Origin of the sequence: Cronobacter sp. EKM101R (assembly GCF_963888145.1) — a bacterium.
Taxonomy (GTDB): domain Bacteria; phylum Pseudomonadota; class Gammaproteobacteria; order Enterobacterales; family Enterobacteriaceae; genus Cronobacter; species Cronobacter turicensis.
This window is the reverse complement of sequence record NZ_CAWPHW010000023.1, coordinates 320149-336435: the sequence shown is the minus strand read 5'-3', so window position 1 is coordinate 336435 and position 16287 is coordinate 320149. Positions and strand designations below refer to the sequence as shown.

Genomic DNA, 16287 nt, shown 5'->3' with positions numbered 1-16287 from the left:
AAAGCCTTAATTAATTATTTGTCGTGAATATGATGCAGCAGTTAGTATTAATGGCGAGCCGTTTTCACGGATCGCCATACATACTTGTCAGGGATAACTTAACGTGTAATTAACTTTGGCAGTGACGTCGCCAGCTTCTGTAGCCGCAGAGGCATAATAGCCGCCGATATAACGCATCTCAGCCGTCTGGTCAGACTGTACGTCAAACGCGGCGCCCGTCTCACCAACGGAGATCACGCTGGAGTCAGTGTTATATAACCGTACTTCAACGTTTTTTGCGGCTCCCGCTGCGGCGGCATTTGTCAAATTGCCGGTAACAGGGTTGAATCCGGTTGAGTCAAGGGCCTCAAAATGAGCCGCTACTTTAGTAATGGCAGCAGGGCAATTGACCGCTTTAATAGTAAAAGTAGTACTACCCGCTTCATCTCCCGCTTTGGCAAGCGTCTGCGTAGAAATGGTAGGTAGAGTGACAGTTTTATCAACATCGTTTGTGTCGATTTCGCAGGTTTCAGCGATCAGCTTCCCATTAAATGTTACTGTCCCCTGTGATACGGCCTCCGCATAACCTGAAATTAAGCCAAGCGCCAATGCACAGTATACGAGATTTATTTTACGCATAATAATCCTTCATTTGTTCAATTCAACTTTCGAAAACGAACCATCCTTGTATGGTTCCCGGTTACTGCATTTCTTAATTTATTTCAGCAATGTCATCGTTGATATAAGGCTCAATCAGGAGACACTCTGTTCCTGTTCTAATCGTCACGCCCAAAAGCCTTGCTTTAAGAGCGCTATCCATAAGAATCCCTCCTATCTTTGGTATAATTTTTTGCTCGATGTAACGAATTAATATCCGCGCACCGGTTTCGGCCACATGACATTGTTCAACAATATATCTGATGGCCTCATCATTATATTGAAGCGTTACGTTATGGTTTTCATACAGACGATTAGCCACTCGCTTAAGCTGCATCTTCACGATAAACATCAACGCATCGTTTTTTAGCGGCAGATAAGGGATTACCGTCACCCTTCCGAGAAAAGCAGCAGGAAACACTTTTAATAAATCATTATTCAGCAGCGTTAGTAAGCCTTCCTCATCAGGCACAGTATTCTCATCACGGCATAACAGGCTAATCTTTTCACTACCGACATTGCTGGTTAATAATATGATGGTATTGCGAAAATCGATTTGTCGACCTTCACCATCTTCCATACGCCCTTTATCAAATACCTGGAAAAAAAGCTCATGAACATCAGGATGCGCTTTTTCGATCTCATCCAGCAAAATAACGCTGTATGGTTTACGGCGAATAGCCTCCGTAAGGATCCCTCCTTCACCGTAGCCCACATACCCAGGCGGCGATCCTTTTAACGCTGAAACGGTATGCGCTTCCTGATATTCACTCATATTGATGGTGATAAGGTTATGCTCACCACCATACATATTTTCCGCAATGGTCAACGCGGTCTCGGTCTTCCCCGTCCCGGATGGCCCGGTGAGCATAAAGACGCCTGTAGGACGTACAGGATCGGCTAACCCTGTCCGTGCCATTAAAATGCGTTCGCTGATTTGTTTCAGAGCAAAAGGCTGGCCAGTAACGCGTTCGGCAAGGCGCACAGGAAGTTCACGAACAACATTCATTTCATCCTGCAGCATCTGGCCTATCGGGATGCCGGTCCATTCGCTGACAATCGCAGCAACGACTTCTGCACTGACTTCCGTGTGAACCATCGCCTGCTCATGACGAATCGCATTGCGCTCAGCCTCTGTCTCTAAAAGCGCTTGCTTTAATGCCTCCCGCTCTGCGCGATCGATCTCTTCATTCTGGTAAAGATGCTGCAACGTCGCCCGGGCAGCGATAATTTTACTGACACTCGTCTTTTCCTGTATCCAACGCGACTCAAGTAAATCAGCCTCTTTAGACCTCAGCGCAATAACGCTTTTTAATGTATCGATAGAGGCTTGATCTTCCTTACCGAAAGTACTGGCTTTGATAGCTAGCGAAAGCTGCCTGTTTGCAGATTCAATTTGATATTTTAAATCCTGCAGTACGCGTGGCGGCGTATGCTGCCCAACAGCTACCCTTGCACAGGCTGTATCCAACAGGCTAATGGCTTTATCCGGCAGCTGTCGCGCAGGGATAAAACGATGCGAAAGTTTTACGGCGGCGCGCAATGCTTCATCCAAAATCCAGACGTTATGATGCAATTCGAGCACCGGTACCATCCCACGCAACATATCTGTAGCGCTGTTTTCATCCGGCTCTTCCACCTGCAAAACCTGGAACCGACGCGTGAGTGCCGGATCCTTTTCGATATGCCGTTTAAATTCGCTCCAGGTAGTGGCTCCGATAGTCCGTAATTGCCCCCGGGCTAACGCTGGCTTCAGCAGGTTTGCCGCATCGCCAGTACCTGCGCTATTACCGGCCCCAACCAGGTTATGTATTTCATCAACAAATAGAATAACGGGCTGTTCGGATGAAGCAGCCTCTTCCAGCACAGCTTTAAGGCGAGCTTCAAACTCCCCTTTCATACTGGCACCCGCAGAGAGCGCCACAATATCTAAGCTTAATAAGCGCACATCGCAGAGCGACGGAGGAACATCGCCGCTGCTAATAGCGCGTGCCAGTCCTTCGACAACGGCGGTTTTACCAACGCCAGCATCGCCGGTGAGTAAGGGGTTGTTTTGACGGCGGCGTAACAGGATATCGATAACCGTGCTGATTTCGCGATCGCGCCCCAGCACAGGATCAATTTTCCCCTCCCTGGCAAGCGCAGTCAGATCGGTCGAATATTGCGCAAGACTTCCGGTGCCTTGTAGCTTGATAGCCCCGCTGGCTTCACCCGGCACGGCGCTTTGGCTGCTGAGAAAAGCATTCGATTCTCTTTCCTGCGCCTCAGGTGAATGACGGGTTATATAGTCAAAATCATGACTGAGTTGTTCAAGAACCACTTTATCAAGAGGAGCCGCCACCGCCAGTAACGCGCGGCGCAGCTCTACAGTGGTAAGAAGAGCCATTAAAAGATGGCCGCTGCGTATTTTATTTTCACAACGCTCAAGGCTGGTATATATCCAGGCTCGTTCAATAGCGAGTTCAATAAGATAAGAGAAATCAGAAACCGCCGTCGCGCCACCAGGCAAACGTTCAATGGAATAACTTAACCCACGCTCCAGTCCTTCGCTATCAACATTAAAGTAATGTGCGATGTGTTTTAAATCGTTGTCCTCCTGATGCCAAAGCTGATTAATCCAGTGAACTAGTTCAACATAAGGATTACCACGTAACTTGCAAAAGGTCGTTGCGCTTTCAATGCTCCTGAAAAGCGTTTCGCCCAGCGTTGAAAAAAGATTCTTCCTTGAGATAGTCACGTGATGTTTTCTCTTAACATAGTTTTCGGAAAGAACTGCAGCCTGATTACCAGATTGCGCCATTTCTTTTTTTAGAAAATAGAGAAAAAACAAACGGAGATAAAGACCTAATCCTGTTACAGGAACCATTTAAGAAATCAATCCAAGTTAAATTCCTAAAAACAGTCAACAATAAAACATAACACACTGTTTATATTGGATTTATTTAAAAAGGACACATCAGCAAAGCTATTTGATTTTGTGTTATGCGTTGAGCGAGTTTTACTGGCGTGACATACTTTTATCAGGAATGATATCCAAAAAAGCGACTCAGAAATTCCCAGTTAATCTATAAATGGAACCTTCAATATATATTTGATGAATGTTTGAGTAGCTTACGCTGTTATCGCGCCGAGCGTGATAGCATCACCATTTATCTGTCTGGCTTTATAACTCTGTTTAGTCTGTAAGGCGCGAATGACGTTAAAGCTCCATTACATTCAAACGTAGCGGGCAAGCGCATAAAAGGGTGAGGTATACCGGAGTAGTCCTTTAACGACTTATGTTTAATCAGGGTAGAACATGGATAATAAGTTTCTTGATTATTACAATAAAGAACTCACCTATATGCGTGAAATGGCGCAAGAATTCGCCTCGCGCCATCCCAAAATAGCAGCACGTTTGGGGATGCATGGCATAGAAATAGCGGACCCGTATGTAGAACGTTTGATTGAAGCATTCTGTTTTATGTCCGCGCGTATGCAGATTAAACTGGATGCGGAATTTCCTTTATTTACGCAGCGTTTGCTGGACATTATTTATCCTAATTATACATCCCCGATCCCCTCTATGGGTGTGGTGCAACTGAAACCTGATTTAAAGGAAGGCGACTTAACGCAGGGCTATATCGTGCCTCGCCACAGTGCGTTCTACACCCCGATTGCTCCCGGCGAAGCAACTCGTTGTGAATTTCGCAGCGGCCATAATGTTACGCTCTGGCCACTGGAAATCGCGGAAGCCCGACTGACCTCTTTACCACCGGATATTCCGGCGTCTGCAAAATTCAATTTGCCGCTGCAGAGGCTTAAAGGCGCGCTGCGTATCAGGCTCAAAATTCATGAGGGCCTGCATTTTTCACAACTTAGCGGATTTGAGCAACTTCCCATTTATATCGACGGAGATGAACGCGTTGTTTCACATATCTTCGAGCTTATCCATACCGCGAATGTTGCGATGATGATTCGCGGCCAGTCGCATGGGGGAATCGAAGACACGCTTGTTACAGAAGAGCCGTTAGCTTTTGAGGGCCTGACGCCTGAGCAGGGATTACTACCTGCTCAGTGGAATATTTTTCATGGTCATACGCTTATCCAGGAGTACTTTGCCTGCCGACAACGTTTTTACTTTTTTACGCTTACCCAGTTAAGCAAGGGGCTAAAAAAGATAGAAAGTAATGAAGCGGAGATCATCATTCTCTTGGATAACGCACCCCAGGAGCTGGTCGGCCATATTACCGCTTCACGGTTTCTGCTGTTTTGTACGCCTGTGATTAACCTGTTTCCTAAACAAATGGACAAGGTGGAAATTAACAGAGCATTAAATGAATTTCATGTCGTCGCCGATCGCAGCCGTCCGCTGGATTACGAAGTCTTTTCCATCAATAACGTTATCGGACAGCAGGCAGAAACCAGTAACGAAGTAGTATTCAATCCGCTGTTTCAGACTCGCCATTATCACCACGGCAATGCCGGGCGCTACTTTTCATACACCAGACGCCCCAGAACGCAGGAAAAGAGCGTCCGCCATTACGAAACGCGAACGTCATACCGGGGAACTGAAGTTTTCATCTCGCTTGTCGACCAGCACGAAGCGCCCTATGGTGACGCCATCCGCTACTTATCTGTCGATGCGCTGGTCACTAACCGCGATCTTCCCGCGCTGCTTGCCCGTACGGGAAATTTTGAACTCACCATGACGGACGCCGCCCCCGTTGAGGGCGCAAGATTTGTGTGTACCCCCTCCGTACCCCAACCGCCTTTTGCCGAGGATGAATCAGCCTGGCGGCTGATTCGCCAACTCAGTTTCAATTACCAGCCTCTGGCGGACATGGATCACAGCCCAGGCGGAGAAGCGCTACGTAAGATGCTGCGTTTGTTTGTCAGCCAATATGACAGTGAGGCCAACACTCATATAGATGCTCTGGTGGGATGTAAAAGCGAGCCGGTTATTCGCCGCCTGCCAGACAACGGCCTGCTTATTTATGGCAGAGGCGTCCGCTGCACGCTTACCGTTGATGAAAGGGGCTTCTCCGGTATTAGCCCGTATCTCTTTGGGCTCATTATGGAAAATTACGTCGCCCGGCACGCCGCGATTAATGTTTTCACCGAAACGGAATTAGTATCTATGCAGCGAGGACGCATCAGCTGCTGGAAAGCGCGTCCCGGAAGACGGGGGATCCTGTAATGGCATCTGTACTCACAGCGAAAGCGCCTCTGCCCACGGATCTGAATGCCTGGTGTCAAAGTGATACTCCCTGGAAATCAGGCTTCATCAGCACGCTGCGCGCTATTGCGGCAAAAACGCCCGATCAGCCGCCTGTCGGGCACGCCGCATTGCCTTCACAGGAAAGCTTCAGAATTGGACAACGCGCGCATATGGCATTCGCGCCACGCGAAATCGCACAACTGAACTGGCGTGACGGCAAAGTCAATCTGCACATTTTCTGTCCGGGCGTGTGGGGCGCACAAGGCGCAATGCCGCTCCATTTTACCGAGCTGACGTATAGCCGGATGGAGAATCACGATTATGCGCTGGCGGATTTTGTCGATCTGTTTCATCACCGGGCGCTCTCACATTTTTATCGCGCCTGGTTCATTGCGCAGGATACCGCGACGCTTGACAGAACGGATGATGAAAAATTTGCCTTTTATGTCGGCAGTCTTGCTGGTCTGGATCTTCAGGAAATTGCCCATTCCTCTCTTCCTGCCCATGCTCGCCTGACCTCGTGCGCCCATCTTGTCCGTGAGCCCCGCAACCCCGAAGGATTGCTTGGCGCCCTGCAGGATTACTTCCAGGTGCCTGTCCAGATAAAAGAATTTGTCGGTCACTGGATCCAGTTAGACCGCCCCGATCAGACGCATCTTGGCAACGGCGACACCGCGATATTGCTCGGTAAAAGCGCGATTCTGGGCGAAACCGTACTGGATCGTCAGCATAAATTTCAGCTCATTATCGGGCCGCTTACTCTTGAGCAATACCTGCGTTTTAGTCCATGGGGGCAGGATCTCCCTGTCCTGAAAGAATGGGTACGCAACTTCATCGGTTTTGAATATGCCTGGGAGGTGCAGTTGCTTCTCAAGGCACAGGAAGTGCCTTGTACCTCGTTGGATGGCGCACATCAGTTGGGTTATGCCAGCTGGCTTGCCAGAGAAGCGTCACTTAAACCGCTCTACGGCATGTGTTTCGAGCCCGAGTTTAAGCTAAACGGCTGAGTGGCAACGGTTTTCAATGGCAATATATCGTACCGTAAAGGATAAACATTATTATGGATATAAATACCCTGCAGGTGCCTGAATATTATCAGCCGCTTATGCGGCCTCTGCCTGGCTCGCTTTCCTGCGGTGTGAACCTTGAATATGATCCCGACTTCATTTTGCTGCTGTCACGTCTGCAGCCCAGACTTGACGCGGAATATGGTCATTTCACCGAGGCGGCAGAACCAGTGAACTGGGCGGAGGCCGAACGGGATTGCCATGCCCTTTTTCAGCGCAGCAAAGATCTCAGGTTAATGATTATCCTTATACGTTGTCGTCTGAGACAGATTGGCCTGCCCGCGCTTGAAGAAGGACTCACCGCCCTGTTTTCTTTAATTAAACGGTGGCCCGACGATATTCATCCTCAACTCTATGACGAAGGCGAGTTTGATCCTTTAATGCGGATTAACGCCCTGAACGAGCTGGAAGATACTCACGGTCTTATTGGCGACCTGCGTAACCAGATATTGCCTAAAGCGGCCGGTACGCAAATTACGCTTAAGATATTTGAAAAATCCCATGCCGTGCCGCGTGAAAGTGATGCGTTACCTGAAATTATGCTTTCCACATTACGCCATGAATGGAAAACGCATAACGATCCTGTCATTAACTCCTTGCAGGCAGCACAAGCGTGGCTCGATCGGATAAAAAGCATATTACCCGGCTTTGCAGGTACTGATTTGCCTGACTTTCCACAACTGAGCCAATTGCTTATGCTGTTTTCCTCGCATAGTGGGCAGCCATCACTCTCAATGCCACAACCTGAAGTGCTAATGCCGGCTATTCCAGAAAATGATGCTCTGCCCTCTTTGACAATATCCGGAGAGGAACCGGCACCGGCAATAGCGTCCGGGAAAGAGCAAAATATTCGCACCCGGGCAGAGGCGCTCTCCAGAATTAAAGAAATCCGCGCCTGGTTTCTTAATTCTGAACCAAGCAGCCCTGTTATCCCTCTGCTCGCTTTTACCGAACAGACTATCGGTATGAGCTTTAATGAATTATTGAAGTTTATCCCCGCAGAATTAATTTCTCGACTGGATGCTGAAAAGGAATAAAAAGATGAAAAAATCGCTTTTCATTGTTGCGCTGTTTGCTTTTACTGCTTTCAACGCAGAGGCTTGTCAGGTCGACCTGAGTGATGGCGTTGGTCCCACCACATTATCCATTCCCTCACAGACCATACGAATCGATGCTGATGCACAAACCAGTACCTCTGTACCCATATTTAGCTATGACTCCTCTTTGCAAAGCACTCAGATTTCTTATATTAATTGTCTGAATGGCACGCCATTTGGCAAAAGCCCCTATAATCTTGGTCCGCAAGATACCAGTACAAAAATTTACCCAACGTCCGTACCCGGTATTGGGATAAAACTGCGCTGGAACAACGGTTCCGCTTTCGGTGATTTCCCCTCTGAAAATAAGATGAGCTTTCAAACTCCGCTGGGGCGGTTCATTTATTCCACAGGCTCCTATTTCCGCATTGAGCTTTATAAAACGCAACCACGGGTGTCACTAAAGGATCCGAACGGCGACATTCTTTTACCCCCCGGCGATATCGCTTATAACTGGGTTGAAATGAATAATATCAGTAGCTACGCGCAAAAACTGAATATCGGGCAGATAATGGTGATCAGTACGCCAGCCTGTGCTTTCAACAACAATAAAGTCGTGGATTTCGGTCTTGTTACCTCAGCCGACCTCACCGCGGACGGCATAGAAAAGGATCTTTCTTTTGATATTACCTGCCAGTCTGATTACGGTAACTATTCCGCCATCGCAGCCATTACCAGTAATACGCCCTCGTCAGATAAACAGTATATTAAAGTAAAAGATAGTGCAGGTAATAGCGACCGGCTTGGTATTGAAATCAAAGACAGTCAGGGAAAGACGATGTTATTAGATGGCAGTACCAGCGAACTGTTGGCTAATGTTGTGGCAAATACCCCGGCGACGTTTCACTGGAAAGCGCACCTTAAGCCGACCGCAGGGGTTCTTCACCCTGCAAACGGCGATTTCACCGCAGAGGCCGAAGTTATCCTGCAAATAAAATAACGGCCTGAATAATGAACAAAAATAAGACGTCGACGATATTTATCAGTATCGCCAGCTATCGGGATCCTGAGCTTATTCCCACGCTTAAAAATATGCTGGAGATGGCGATTAACCCTGCCCGACTGCATATCACGGTATGCTGGCAGGACGATAACGATATTAAGTATTTTCTTAACCACGGTTTTACCGTAGCGTTTGTGGAAAGCTATGAGGGTGGCGCTTTATATAAGCTCAGTTTCGCAGGCGTGGTCATTCAGATTATCAGCCTGCATTATTATGCCAGTCAGGGGGCCTGCTGGGCGCGCCATATGGCCGAAGCCCGGTTTGATGACGAAGACTATTTTCTCCAGGTCGATTCCCACTGCCGTTTCACTGAAAACTGGGATGAGGAGATGATTAACACGGTTGAACAACTGCGTGCCTGTAGCCCTAAACCTGTGTTGTCTACCTACCCGCCGCCTTATGACCCTGAAAATAATGAAGACAAAAAACGTTATATCAGTCGGCTGATTTTCCGGGAATTTACTGCACATGGCATTGTTATGCTGTCTTCCCGGCCGGTAACGCCGTCCTTTCCCCTGCGTTGCGGCTATCTGGCAGGCGGGTTTATTTTTGCGGACGGCAGCTTTGTGAAAGAGGTGCCAAACGATCCGCTTATCTTTTTCGCGGGGGAAGAAATAGCCATGGCGGCGCGCGCCTGGACCAGCGGCTACGATATTTACTGCCCTGATAAGATTATGCTCTGGCATTTTTATGGACGTCGACAGCACCCGAAAGTCTGGGGGGATCACAGCAATCAGGCGAAAGCGACGGGTAGTGTCGCGCTTGCGTGGTGGGAGCGCGATCGTATCGCTAAACAACGTGTACGAACGTTGCTTGGTCTGGAACACCCATCTTGTGAAATGGGAAAATATGGGCTCGGCAACGCGCGCGATTTTCAAAGCTTCGAGCAGGCGCTCGGCGTCAATTTCCGCCAGCGTTCGGTTCATCCGGCGGTGCTCGGTGAAAATAAAGTCAGCTTTTTCTCAACGGAAATATCAGAGCCGCCGCAGGAAGATATCGCCTTTATTTATCCCTATCGCAAAGTCGTGAAATTTTCCCGTGCGGAACTGGCTTATCAACGTCCTGACGTGAGCTGGTGGCATCTCGGTATTTACGATGAAAAGAATGTCCTGCTGTACCGACAGGATCTGACGCCCGAGGCGCTCACGAAAAAACTCGTCGTCGTTGAAGAACAACTGGAAATAGTGGTTGAGTTTACGAGCCAGAACGCGGTAGCGCCGGCATCCGTGCGCTTATCTCCTTATACCGATAATACGGGCTGGGGCGAGGTGTCAGAAAAACCATGGTAACGTGCGACGCGCTGTTTGAAAAAATCGTCACGACTGAAATTCTCATGGCGATGGATGGCATTATTCCTTCGTTTTCAGGATTAAAACTCAGGCTGACCACGGCGCTGGATGAGCTCTGTCGGTCGCTGATTGCCGCCGGCGCGCCGGAAGAGGAAGTCGACAGGCTTTGTAAAATGATGTGCATCGCTGTTGATGCGCGCGCCCGCACGGCACTTGCCCGACACGCATTGAGCTGGGAGGGCTATGCGCTGGCTCACCACTATTACGGTTATGAAGATGAGCCTTTCGCCATCGCAGAGGCGCTGGACATCTTGCTCCGGCTGACAGATTTTCATTTTAGCGCATACGCCCTACAGCTTCTGTTTTTACTGGCGCCGCTTTTCCCGGTGGATCGCGCGCTTCAGGCGTTGCGCCTTCAGCACAGTGTTGCGATATCAAATCCCGTCGCTGAAAGCATCGGCGCCCCTCCGGCTTCATGCCTCCACGCCAGAAAAATCGACCGTAGCGGAGCGCTTTTTGCGTTTGGCATCGTGTTAGTGGCCGCGCTCTCGGGCCTGTGGTGGTGGTGCGCCCAGGCGCTAAGCGAGCCATATTAAATGCAGTCACGGAATCTCAGGCGGGTTCGCCAGCTTATGGGCGTCACGGTACTGGTGGCGTTTAGCGCCACACTGCTGCCTGCCTCCCCTGCGACGCTTAATAATCTCTGCGCTATTGTCGCACTGCTGGCGGGCTTTGGCTTTCTCAGCCTGCAGAGTGCATTTGCCCGTTCGCCAGACAGCACGCCTCCCGCAACCGCCAGCCGCCCCCTGATTATCTTTATTGTCGGCCCGTTCGCCGCACGCTGGTTTACCCGCACAGGTTGCGCGACGGATATACGCACAGAGCAGTCAACGCTCTGGTTACTTGCCGCCACGCCGCAAGCGCTACATGACCGTCTTAAAGCGGTGCGCCTTCAGCATCCGAACGCCGATAGTCGGTTATGGCTGCCGTTGCTGCCGGATGGCTATGAGGATGCAGCGTTACTCGCAGCGCAACTGGATGAGTGGCAACGATCAATCGCCATCCAACGCTGGCCGTATCCTTTACCCTGTTGTGTGGCTTTTTATGTCCGGCTGAGTAACACCGATACCGTCCACTGGACCGGCTTGCAGAGCCTGTCTCCCTGGCAGGAAACGCAAACGCCACTGCCCTTTGAGACGCTTGAAGAGGCGTTCAACGCCATGAAGGCGACGAACGATACCGCGATGCGCCAGCGAAGCATCATGGGTAAACATTTGCTGAACTGGATACAGACCACCCCGCTGAAAGCGACGCTGCTGTCGTTTACGGATAATCCCGTGCTGCGCCTGAGCGGCATCGTGGTCGCGGATGATGGTCAGGGTTTTACTCGCCACGGCGCATGGGCGCACTTTCTTGAAAACCAGTATGGCGTCTTTCCTCCCCTCTCCTCAGCGCTGCTGGCGCCGCCGCTCCCGCCAGCATTGCAAGCGGCTTCATTCCGGCACCTCACGGCGAAAAACCGGCGCGCCGCAGGCATTTTACTGAGCGCTATCGCCGTTTTTATTTTGATCGCCGCCTCGCTGCTGAATGCGTTTCACCAGGCGCGCGAACAGATCCGGCATACGTCGTCACTCATTGAGCGCATCGGCGCTATCGCGCCCTGGCAGCTCCACACGCGACACAAGGCACTCGACGCCCTTGTCGCACAGCACCAGCGGCTTTTGCAGTGCGCCGCTTCACCGCGGCTGGCGGACTGGGGCTTATCGCCGTGCTCGCGCCTGCAACAGGAAGCGCAGGCCGTGATTGACCGCGACAGGAATGTCCCTTTCTTTAGTTCAAAAGCCCCGGTCTCGCTCTTTTCATCGGGCAGCGCCCGCCTGCGCCCGCACGCCCCAGCAGCGCTTCAGCCCCTGTTAATGCTGGTAAATCAACATCCCGGCAGGCGTTTCCTGATAATCGGGCACTCGGATAACACCGGCACCCCTGAGGTCAACCGCCAGCTTTCCGTCAGCCGGGCTATCGCCGTGCGGGAATGGCTGGTGAAAACGACGAGACGTTCCGCCACACAGTTTGAGGTTTACGGTTCCGGCGCCAGCGATCCTGTCGCCAGTAATGACAGTGAAATGGGCAGAGAGCTTAACCGGCGGGTTGAAGCGATCGCTCTGCCCGTCGACGCCATGAAAATAAGGAAATTCGACAATGAGTAATAAAGTGCTGCGCTATTCACTTTATGAGGGACACTTTTTGACCACCGCGCCGGTGCTCGACAGAAGCGTCAATATTCTGATGTTTCGCGATCCGGATAATCAGGAATATAACCTGATAATTAATCGCGCCACGCTTGATGAAGAACAGACGCCGGAGGCCTTTTGCGAGTCGCAGATGGAGATTCTGCGCACTACGCTCCCCGGCTTTCAGCTCGAAGGAAAACTGCTGCGCCATGAAACCGGCCCGTCGCGGTTGCCGGTGGTGCAAATCGCTAACCGCTATTTGCAGGAAGGTAAAACCATCCGTCAGGTGCAAACGCTGGTTCAGTTACCTTTTCACGCCGCCACCAATCCCCTGAGCCGGGAGATTATTATTTTTACGCTCCACGCGGAGGCAGATTTTACGGATTATCAGCGCAGGCACTACGTACAGATCATTAATAGCTTTAATCCGAACGTTTCACCGCTGGCGGAATAACATCACGTCTTCGGGAAAATAAAAATGAGGCGTATCAGCCTCATTTTTCTTCTGCGCCCACGTTTCCGGCCAGCTACAGAGGGTCATCGATTGCTCCGTCTCAGCTATTACTGCTCTACATCACCGGTTTATTCCAGGGCATAACGGCCAGCAGTTTCGCCATCCCGCACCAGCCTGTGATGCCAGCGAACATCAGCCCGGCACCGACGAACGCCGGAATAATATAAAACGCAGGCGTCACCGTCGCGCCCGCGAGCGTGCCGCAGAGCGCCAGCGCGCCAGCGACGATCTGTACCTGGCGCATCAGCGGTAAGGGCTGGCGGATGTCGGTAATGACCGGTAACCCTGCGGCTTTCCACGCATTCAGGCCTCCCTGCATAATCCGCACGTCTGCCGGATGCGCTGCCGCTATCAGTTGCTGCCGGGCGTTCTCCGTGCGCATCCCGCTCTGACAGTGAAAGATGACCATGTCGGTTTGCGCCAGGGCGTCTTTATCCAGGCTGCCGGGCTGAACCGTCTCCAGCGGCAAAGAACGTGCGCCGGAGAGATGTTCCCGCCGCCATTCCTCCTGCCCCCGGATATCAATCAGCATGATCCTGCGCCCGGAAAGCGCGTGCACTTCCGCAGGCGTGATAAATATCGATGACATCTTATTCTCCCGGACAATAAAGCGTTTTGAGGGTATGCACGACGGCCACGACCGCCTCGTTCCTGATGTGGTAGCGGATGAACCGCGCCTCGCGAATGCCTTCTATCAGCCCTTCCGCTTTCATCCGCGCCAGATGCTGGGACGTCGCCGGGGCGCTAAGGCCGCTCATTCTGCACAGCTCTCCGGCTTCTGTGCCGGGGTTTTCAATTAACACGCACAAAATCAGCAACCGCTGCGGGTGGCTCAGCGTCTTAAGAAGCGCAGCGGCCTTGTTGGCCTGCGTGTGTAACGCGTTCAGATCGGTCATGGCTTAACAGTTTAGATTTTCCTTAATTAAGAAAATACTAAACTATCAGCGGCGGTGTCAATCGCCCTGATAGTGCCGCGCCGCCTTAACCGTTTCATTTCGTTACGTTAACGTTGTGTGGCTTTTTGTATTAGCTTCATACTTCTGTGATAACAACACGATAACGCAATGACGAGTCTCGACGGCAGGCAGGGAGAATTAACATCATGTTGCGATCGCTACAGGCACTCTGCCTGATGAGCTTTTTTCTGGCGGATGTGCGCGATGGACTGGGGCCTTTTCTGGGCATCTTTCTGACGGAGCGGCACTGGCGGCCGGATGATATCGGCTTCGTGATGACGGCGGGCGGGATCGCCGCGCTGCTGGCGACGGTGCCTGCCGGGATTATCATCGACGCCACCCGTAAAAAGCGCCTGCTGCTGCTCGTCTGCTGCGCGCTGGTGACGCTCGCGACGCTGATGCTCTGGCACAGCACGCATTACGGCGTCGCTATGATGTCACAAATCGTCTCCGGGCTTGCCGCCGCGCTGATTGGGCCGCTCGTCGCAGGCATCACGCTGGGGCTGACCGGCCAGCGCAGCTTCACCCGCCAGATGGGCCGCAACGAAGCGTTTAACCACGGCGGCAACATGGTGGCGGCAGTGCTGGCGGGCTGCGCGATGTGGCTGTGGGGCATCGGCGCGGTGTTTATCCTGATGACCGGCATGGCGTTTTTCACCGCGCTTTGCGTACTGGCGATCCGCGAGCAGGATATCGATCACGATGTGGCGAGGGGCATTGAAAAAGGCGACCCGGCGCGTACCGTACCGCAACTTTCCGTGCTGATGCGTAACCCGGTGCTTATCACCACCGGGCTAACGCTGTTGCTGTTTCACCTCGGCAACGCCGCGCTGCTGCCGATGCTGAGCATGCGCGTGGCGTCCACCGGCAGCAGCCTGTGGAGCCCGAGTCTTTACGCCGCGGCGACGGTGGTGATTTCCCAGTGCGTCATGATCCCGGTCGCGCTCTATACCTCCACGCAGGCGCAGCGTTATGGCTACCGCCAGCTGATTATGATTGCGCTGATCGTGCTGCCAGTCCGCGCCGCGCTGGCGGCAAGCTTTGCGGGGCCGCTGTCCGTGATCCCGGTGCAAATCCTCGACGGCGTCGCCGCCGGGATTTTAGGCGTCGCGGTGCCAGGCTATATCGTCAACGCGCTGCGCGGCTCCGGGCATGTCAATGCCGGACAGAGCGTCATCATGCTGATGCAGGGTGCGGGCGCGGCGTTCAGCCCGGCGCTGGCGGGCACTATCGTCGCACACTCGTCATGGCGCATGGCGTTTGCCGCGCTCGGCGTCGTGGCGTTGGGCGCGCTCATCGTCTGGTGGCGTGCGGGCGAGCGGGTATCGGCGACGGCCTGATCGCATCCGTACGGGCCGGCCGCGCGTATACTGTTTTTATTGCATTCTTCCTGATGAGAGTTGCTTATGGTAGCCACCGTTCTTATTGCGCTTGTCGCCGTTATTCACGTCTATATCGTCGTACTCGAAATGTTTTTATGGAATACGAAAACAGGCCGCAAGGCGTTTAATCTGAGCGTTGATTTCGCGCGCGACAGCCGGGTGCTGGCCGCCAATCAGGGGCTGTATAACGGGTTTTTAGCGGCGGGGTTATTCTGGGGGCTGTGGCTGGGCGAAAGTGGTTTGCCGTTCAAATTTTTCTTTCTGATTTGCGTGCTGATCGCCGGGATCTTTGGCGCCATTACCGCCAGCAGGAAAATACTGTATGTTCAGGCGCTGCCTGCGCTGCTGGCGTTGATTGCGCTGTGGATGGGGCTGTAAGGCCTCAGTCAATAATGCGCACCTGAGTGTGGCTGTTCTCATTCCACGAGAAAAGCACCAGATGCCAGAGCCCCGGCGCTTTGCGTGAGGGATCAATCACCCCGTTCATGCCCAGCGATTCCAGACGCGCGCGCACCTCCCATGACGGCGGAATGCCGCCCGCTTTCACGATCTCCTGCCACGGCGCAATCGCGTCCTTTATGTCAATGCCCGCCGCCAGAACGGCATCGGTATTGCGCAGATCAAAAATTTTTTCAGCCACGACGCTGACGTTGATGATTTCCAGGCTGGCTCTGTTATCGCGATGCGCTTGCATGGCCGCCTCAACACCTTGCGGTGAAGAACTCAAATACAGCGTGGGTTGATCGCCTCGTGAATATCGCCCCGCCGCCCTGGAGCCCGATAACGCAAAGTGCCGGTACGCCGGATCGATTGCCCGATAAAAAACGCCTTCAATGCGGGTATAAAAAGGGGTGATATCCATCATTTTTCAGCCATCAAAATTGCGGGGAAGGTTTTGCATATCCGTGACCG

Annotated in this window: 15 protein-coding genes; 10 read left to right on the top strand and 5 right to left on the bottom strand. The window is 52.1% G+C overall.

Annotated features, from left to right (window positions below):
- Positions 1-87: 87 nt before the first annotated feature.
- Positions 88-618 carry a fimbrial protein gene (locus tag AACV31_RS14180; protein ID WP_075198148.1) on the bottom strand — a complete coding sequence of 177 codons (531 nt, stop codon included), beginning with the start codon at positions 616-618 and terminating at the stop codon, positions 88-90.
- A 73-nt stretch (positions 619-691) separates the two neighbouring features.
- Entirely contained in the window at positions 692-3373 is a 2682-nt protein-coding gene (gene tssH / locus AACV31_RS14175) for a type VI secretion system ATPase TssH (RefSeq protein ID WP_165153581.1), read from the bottom strand.
- Between the two features lie 561 nt (positions 3374-3934).
- Here tssH and tssF point away from each other — a divergent pair.
- From tssF to AACV31_RS14135, 8 genes are read left to right on the top strand one after another with little or no spacing between them, the layout of a single operon-like run.
- Entirely contained in the window at positions 3935-5815 is a 1881-nt protein-coding gene (gene tssF, locus AACV31_RS14170; protein ID WP_165153275.1) for a type VI secretion system baseplate subunit TssF, read from the top strand.
- On the top strand, positions 5815-6843 hold the full coding sequence (gene tssG, locus AACV31_RS14165) for a type VI secretion system baseplate subunit TssG (protein ID WP_075198150.1): 1029 nt from the start codon (positions 5815-5817) through the stop codon (positions 6841-6843). The genes tssF and tssG overlap by 1 nt, the downstream gene beginning before the upstream one ends.
- Before the next feature lie 53 nt (positions 6844-6896).
- Complete coding sequence (locus AACV31_RS14160) at positions 6897-7940, top strand: type VI secretion system protein TssA (RefSeq protein WP_165153273.1); 1044 nt, start codon at positions 6897-6899, stop codon at positions 7938-7940.
- A gap of 4 nt (positions 7941-7944) precedes the next feature.
- The gene (locus tag AACV31_RS14155) at positions 7945-8940 is read left to right on the top strand and encodes a fimbrial protein (RefSeq protein ID WP_165153271.1); all 996 of its coding nucleotides are present in this window, start codon (positions 7945-7947) and stop codon (positions 8938-8940) included.
- An 11-nt stretch (positions 8941-8951) separates the two neighbouring features.
- On the top strand, positions 8952-10292 hold the full coding sequence (locus AACV31_RS14150; protein WP_165153269.1) for a GlcNAc-transferase family protein: 1341 nt from the start codon (positions 8952-8954) through the stop codon (positions 10290-10292).
- Positions 10286-10888 carry a hypothetical protein gene (locus AACV31_RS14145; RefSeq protein WP_075198154.1) on the top strand — a complete coding sequence of 201 codons (603 nt, stop codon included), beginning with the start codon at positions 10286-10288 and terminating at the stop codon, positions 10886-10888. Before AACV31_RS14150 ends, AACV31_RS14145 begins: the two co-directional genes overlap by 7 nt.
- Positions 10889-10924: 36 nt before the next feature.
- The gene (locus AACV31_RS14140) at positions 10925-12499 is read left to right on the top strand and encodes an OmpA family protein (RefSeq protein ID WP_255491216.1); all 1575 of its coding nucleotides are present in this window, start codon (positions 10925-10927) and stop codon (positions 12497-12499) included.
- Positions 12492-12977: a DcrB-related protein gene (locus tag AACV31_RS14135; protein WP_165153265.1), complete on the top strand. Its 486-nt coding sequence runs from the start codon at positions 12492-12494 to the stop codon at positions 12975-12977. Before AACV31_RS14140 ends, AACV31_RS14135 begins: the two co-directional genes overlap by 8 nt.
- A gap of 115 nt (positions 12978-13092) precedes the next feature.
- On the opposite strand, the gene AACV31_RS14130 is transcribed toward AACV31_RS14135, so the two are convergent.
- Together AACV31_RS14130 and AACV31_RS14125 are read right to left on the bottom strand one after the other, a co-directional pair.
- Positions 13093-13626: a rhodanese family protein gene (locus AACV31_RS14130; protein ID WP_075198157.1), complete on the bottom strand. Its 534-nt coding sequence runs from the start codon at positions 13624-13626 to the stop codon at positions 13093-13095.
- 1 nt (position 13627) lies between these two features.
- The gene (locus AACV31_RS14125) at positions 13628-13933 is read right to left on the bottom strand and encodes an ArsR/SmtB family transcription factor (protein ID WP_041923306.1); all 306 of its coding nucleotides are present in this window, start codon (positions 13931-13933) and stop codon (positions 13628-13630) included.
- Between the two features lie 206 nt (positions 13934-14139).
- Here AACV31_RS14125 and AACV31_RS14120 point away from each other — a divergent pair, with 206 nt between their 5' ends.
- Positions 14140-15333, top strand: coding sequence for an MFS transporter (locus tag AACV31_RS14120; protein WP_075198158.1), 1194 nt, complete (start codon positions 14140-14142; stop codon positions 15331-15333).
- A 66-nt stretch (positions 15334-15399) separates the two neighbouring features.
- A complete protein-coding gene (locus AACV31_RS14115) occupies positions 15400-15753 on the top strand; it encodes a DUF1304 domain-containing protein (protein ID WP_075198159.1) in 354 nt (117 codons plus the stop codon).
- A 4-nt stretch (positions 15754-15757) separates the two neighbouring features.
- Here AACV31_RS14115 and AACV31_RS14110 read toward each other — a convergent pair whose 3' ends face one another.
- On the bottom strand, positions 15758-16237 hold the full coding sequence (locus AACV31_RS14110; protein WP_165153571.1) for an RES family NAD+ phosphorylase: 480 nt from the start codon (positions 16235-16237) through the stop codon (positions 15758-15760).
- Positions 16238-16287: the final 50 nt, after the last annotated feature.

Bases quoted from the DNA above. Each gene is read 5' to 3' on its own strand.
- AACV31_RS14180 (WP_075198148.1), bottom strand. From the start codon at position 618: ATGCGTAAAATAAATCTCGTATACTGTGCATTGGCGCTTGGCTTAATT.
- tssF (WP_165153275.1), top strand. From the start codon at position 3,935: ATGGATAATAAGTTTCTTGATTATTACAATAAAGAACTCACCTATATG.
- tssG (WP_075198150.1), top strand. From the start codon at position 5,815: ATGGCATCTGTACTCACAGCGAAAGCGCCTCTGCCCACGGATCTGAAT.
- AACV31_RS14160 (WP_165153273.1), top strand. From the start codon at position 6,897: ATGGATATAAATACCCTGCAGGTGCCTGAATATTATCAGCCGCTTATG.
- AACV31_RS14155 (WP_165153271.1), top strand. From the start codon at position 7,945: ATGAAAAAATCGCTTTTCATTGTTGCGCTGTTTGCTTTTACTGCTTTC.
- AACV31_RS14150 (WP_165153269.1), top strand. From the start codon at position 8,952: ATGAACAAAAATAAGACGTCGACGATATTTATCAGTATCGCCAGCTAT.
- AACV31_RS14145 (WP_075198154.1), top strand. From the start codon at position 10,286: ATGGTAACGTGCGACGCGCTGTTTGAAAAAATCGTCACGACTGAAATT.
- AACV31_RS14140 (WP_255491216.1), top strand. From the start codon at position 10,925: ATGGGCGTCACGGTACTGGTGGCGTTTAGCGCCACACTGCTGCCTGCC.
- AACV31_RS14135 (WP_165153265.1), top strand. From the start codon at position 12,492: ATGAGTAATAAAGTGCTGCGCTATTCACTTTATGAGGGACACTTTTTG.
- AACV31_RS14130 (WP_075198157.1), bottom strand. From the start codon at position 13,626: ATGTCATCGATATTTATCACGCCTGCGGAAGTGCACGCGCTTTCCGGG.
- AACV31_RS14125 (WP_041923306.1), bottom strand. From the start codon at position 13,933: ATGACCGATCTGAACGCGTTACACACGCAGGCCAACAAGGCCGCTGCG.
- AACV31_RS14120 (WP_075198158.1), top strand. From the start codon at position 14,140: ATGTTGCGATCGCTACAGGCACTCTGCCTGATGAGCTTTTTTCTGGCG.
- AACV31_RS14115 (WP_075198159.1), top strand. From the start codon at position 15,400: ATGGTAGCCACCGTTCTTATTGCGCTTGTCGCCGTTATTCACGTCTAT.
- AACV31_RS14110 (WP_165153571.1), bottom strand. From the start codon at position 16,237: ATGGATATCACCCCTTTTTATACCCGCATTGAAGGCGTTTTTTATCGG.